The 3,700-nt window shown below is 71.2% G+C and carries 4 protein-coding genes; 3 read left to right on the top strand and 1 reads right to left on the bottom strand.

Annotated elements, in window-relative coordinates; all coding sequences use genetic code 11:
- Positions 1–923 (bottom strand): nitronate monooxygenase (locus tag AB4Y86_RS14285; RefSeq protein ID WP_441402863.1); only part of this gene is annotated, 923 nt, incomplete at its 3' end.
- A gap of 36 nt (positions 924–959) precedes the next feature.
- Between AB4Y86_RS14285 and AB4Y86_RS14280 the strand changes: the two genes are divergently transcribed.
- The 3 genes from AB4Y86_RS14280 to rsgA all read left to right on the top strand — a co-directional run.
- Complete coding sequence (locus tag AB4Y86_RS14280) at positions 960–1,892, top strand: N-acetylglucosamine kinase (protein WP_441402862.1); 933 nt, start codon at positions 960–962, stop codon at positions 1,890–1,892.
- A 73-nt stretch (positions 1,893–1,965) separates the two neighbouring features.
- Positions 1,966–2,418 (top strand): NUDIX hydrolase, encoded by a 453-nt coding sequence (locus AB4Y86_RS14275; protein ID WP_441402861.1) that lies wholly within the window; start codon positions 1,966–1,968, stop codon positions 2,416–2,418.
- Between the two features lie 259 nt (positions 2,419–2,677).
- The coding region (rsgA, locus tag AB4Y86_RS14270; protein WP_441402860.1) for a ribosome small subunit-dependent GTPase A at positions 2,678–3,700 on the top strand (1,023 nt) is incomplete at its 3' end.

The raw sequence follows: 3,700 nt of genomic DNA, 5'->3' as shown, positions 1-3,700 counted from the left end.
GCGCGCAACGGGGCGGTGAGGTGGTGCACGGCCGGGTAGGCGTCGGGGGCGTCGGGGTGGTCCCGGACGAATTCGTTGACCAGTGCCCGGGCGGCCCGTCCGGTGAACGCCCTCGTCAGCGCGGTCCGGGTAAAGTGCGGGCTGGCCAGGGCGTCCTTGTGCAACTGCCGGGCCCCGCTCTCGTTGGCGCGGAGCAAGGCCGTGCCCAGCTGGGCGGCCTGCGCCCCGGCGCCGAGCACGCTGTCCAGGCCCGCGGCGTCCATGATCCCGCCGGCCGCAGCGAGGGGGAGGGCCACGGCGGAGCGCACCGCCGCGGCAAGCTCCGCCGTCGTGGCCGGTACCGGGGAACCCGCAGCGGCGGCGCCCGGCAAGAAGGCTGCGCTGTGGCCGCCGGCGCAGCCATGCTGCACCACCAGTGCGTCCACGCCCTGCTCGGCCGCCTGCTTGGCCTCGGTCGTGGTGGTGACAGTGGCAAGCACCGCAGACCCGGCCCGTTGCAGGGCACGGACGATGTCCGGGCCGGGCAGCCCGAAGGTGAAACTGACCAGTTCCACCGGATCCGCCAGCAGGGCATCGATCTTGCCCTGCCAGTCATCGTCATCATCGAGCCGCGGCGGTGTGAGCTCCACGCCGTACCGCAGGGCATCGGCCCGCAGTTCCTGCCGGTATTCCTCCAGCTCCGCCAGCACGGCCGGGGGAGGCGCCAGCTGGGCGCGGTCCGGGACGAACACGTTCATGCCGAACCGGGCTCCGGCGTCCCGGGTGGCGCGGATTTCCGCCTCCATCCCCGCAACCCCCTTGTAGCCCGCGGCCAGGAAGCCGAGGCCGCCTGCGGAGTGCACGGCTGTCACGAGGGCGGGCGTGGAGGTCCCTCCGGCCATTGGCGCCGCGATGATCCGGGTGCCGAAGATGTCCTGCGACATTGCTCGCTCCTGTCGGTCGTTCAGTAGTCTGGTCCGGTGACTCATTCTGACATCCCCACCCCGCCGGGCGCCCGCTCCTCCGCCGCTGCCGGCACCGTGATCGGGCTCGACATCGGGGGCACCAAGACCCGCGGCGTCCGGTTCGAAGACGGTGCGCCGGTGGCGGACGAATCAGTGGGTAGTGCCAATGTCCAGAACGTCACGCCGGAGGAAGCGGCCCGCAACCTGGCGGAGCTCTTCGCCCGGATCGGCGGGGGAAGCGTCGACCAGGTGTACGCGGGAGCCGGCGGCATCGACACCGACGACGACGCCGCGGCGCTCGCCGCGCTGATCGCCCCGCACGTGCCAGGGGCCAAAATCACCGTTGTCCACGACTCACGCCTCCTGTTGGCGGCCGGCGGTGCCAGCACCGGCGTGGCCGTGATCGCGGGCACGGGCTCCGCCGCATGGGGCAAGAACAGCCGGGGCCAGGAAGCCCGCGCCGGGGGCTGGGGCTACCTGCTCGGCGACGAAGGCAGCGGCTACTGGCTGGGCCGGGAGGCCGTGCGGCACAGCCTGCGCCGGATGAACCAGGGCCTCCAACCCGACGACCTGACCTGGGCACTGTTGGACTCCTGCGGCGTGGACCACCCCAACAAGCTGATCGCCTTGTTCCATTCACCCGACACCGGACGACGCTTCTGGGCCCAACGCGCCCGGCTCGTCGTAGAGGCTGCCGACGCGGGCCACATTCCGAGCCGGGCGCTGATCGACCAGGCCGGCCGCGACCTCGCGGGCCTCGCGGAACAGACGGTCAGGCAGCTAGGCATCGAGGGGCCGGTCATCCTGGGCAGCGGGCTCGGCATGAACGTGCCGCGGCTGCAGGCAGCATTCCGCGGGGCACTGGCCGCCGCCGGGATCACCGATGTCCGGGTGCTGCAGCAGGAGCCGGTGTTTGGGGTGCTGCAGCTCGTGGCCGAGCAGGACTGAGCCGCCAGGGCCAGGGCCGGGGCCGGATCTGCGGCCGGAGCCAGGGCCGGCGCCGCGAGGCTACGCTGGATCAATGACTTTGCCATTCGACACCCGCCCGGCCGCCTACGGCATCATCATCCGGGACGACTCCCTCCTGCTGGCGTATTGGAAGCAGGGCGGCCGCGAGGGCTGGACACTGCCTGGCGGCGGCCTCGACCTTGCCGAGCATCCGGTGGATGGTTGCCGCCGCGAGATCTACGAGGAGACCGGCTACCGGGCCGCGATCGGCTCCCTGCTCGGGATCGACGTCGGGCACTGGCCGGCCGAGGCCCGGCTCGACGGCGGCCAGCGCGACTTTCAGTCCCTCCGGCTTGTCTACGAAGCGAGCATCACGGGCGGGGAACTGCGGCACGAGGTAGGCGGCAGCACCACCCACGCGGCCTGGATTCCGCTGGCCGAGGTGGCCGGCCTGAACCGCGTCTCGCTCGTGGACGCAGCCCTCCGGCTCTACCGCGAGCGGCCGCTCGACGGCAAGCTCTCCTGACCCGCCGGGCCCTCGCGGAAACAATTTCTGGCCACTCGCGCCGCGGGCGGTTACCCTAAAGAAACCGCGGCCGGTAAGGCCGCCAGGGAGCCGGGGAGGTGGAACCAATGAACGCAACGGAACTGTGCGCGCAGCGCACAACCCAAACCAAGTCATTATTCCTGCCCCGGCGTCACGCATCTCCTAGCCCTCATAGCTGACGGGTCGTTCTCGACCGCAGTAGGCAAACGCGCATCCGGGGCCCATCAAAGGGTTTCCATTGACTATTCTGCGCAAGCAACAAACAGGCCTGCAGGGGCCGTGCCGTTTCGGGTTCACCGAGGCCGTTACGGAACTTTTCACCGCCAATCCCGTCCCCGGCGGCACCGGCGCCGGGCGGGTAGTCCGGGTGGACCGCAACCGCGTGCTGGTCGCGGACCAGGACGGCCAAGCCCGGCTGCCCTATCCCCGGTCGGGACTTATCCCGGCCACCGGCGATTGGGTGTGGCTCGGCAGCAACGCGGCGGGCGAGCCGATCATCGCGGGCGTGCTGCCGCGCCGGTCCGAGCTGAGCCGCAAGCGTGCCTTCGAAGGGTCGTCTGAGGCGCAGGTGCTGGGCGCCAACATGGATATCGTCGGCGTCGTCGTTCCGGTGGACCGCCCGCTTAAGCACAACCGGCTCGAACGGACGCTGGTCGCGGCCTGGGATTCCGGCGCCATTCCGCTGGTGGTGATCACCAAGGCCGACCTCGCGGAGGTGGCGGATGACGTCGTCGGGCAGGTCATGGTACAGGCAGCCGGCGTGGACGTGGTCACCACCTCCGCCGAGCARGGCGACGGYCTCGACGAGTTGCTGGCGCATCTGCCGCCGGGAGCGACCATCGTGCTGCTTGGCCCCTCGGGCGCCGGAAAGTCCACCCTGATCAACGCGCTCGTCGGGTTCGAGACCCAGGAAACGGGTGCGGTCCGGGCAGGCGACGGCAAGGGCCGGCACACCACGACCTCCCGTGCGCTGGTTCCGCTGTCCGGCGGCTCGGTGCTGATGGACACGCCCGGGGTGCGGGGCTTTGGCCTGTTCGACGCCGAGGACGGCATGGACGAGGTGTTCGGCGATCTGGAGCAGCTGTTCGATCAGTGTCGGTTTGCCGACTGCGCGCACGGCAGCGAACCCGCCTGTGCCGTCCAGGCCGCCCTCGCCTCGGGTGCCCTGGACGGGCGCCGCTGGGCCAGCTACCTCAAGATGCAGCGCGAACTGGCGGCCCTGGGCCGGCGCCACGATGCGGCTGCCCGGCGGGCCTACCAG

Origin of the sequence: Arthrobacter sp. 2YAF22_2 (assembly GCF_052114645.1) — a bacterium.
Classification (GTDB): Bacteria; Actinomycetota; Actinomycetes; order Actinomycetales; family Micrococcaceae; genus Arthrobacter.
Note: the sequence above shows the minus strand (reverse complement) of the source record. Positions and strands in the feature narration are given on the sequence as shown.

Coding starts and splice junctions, on each gene's coding strand:
- AB4Y86_RS14275 (WP_441402861.1), top strand. CDS start 1,966: ATGACTTTGCCATTCGACACCCGCCCGGCCGCCTACGGCATCATCATC.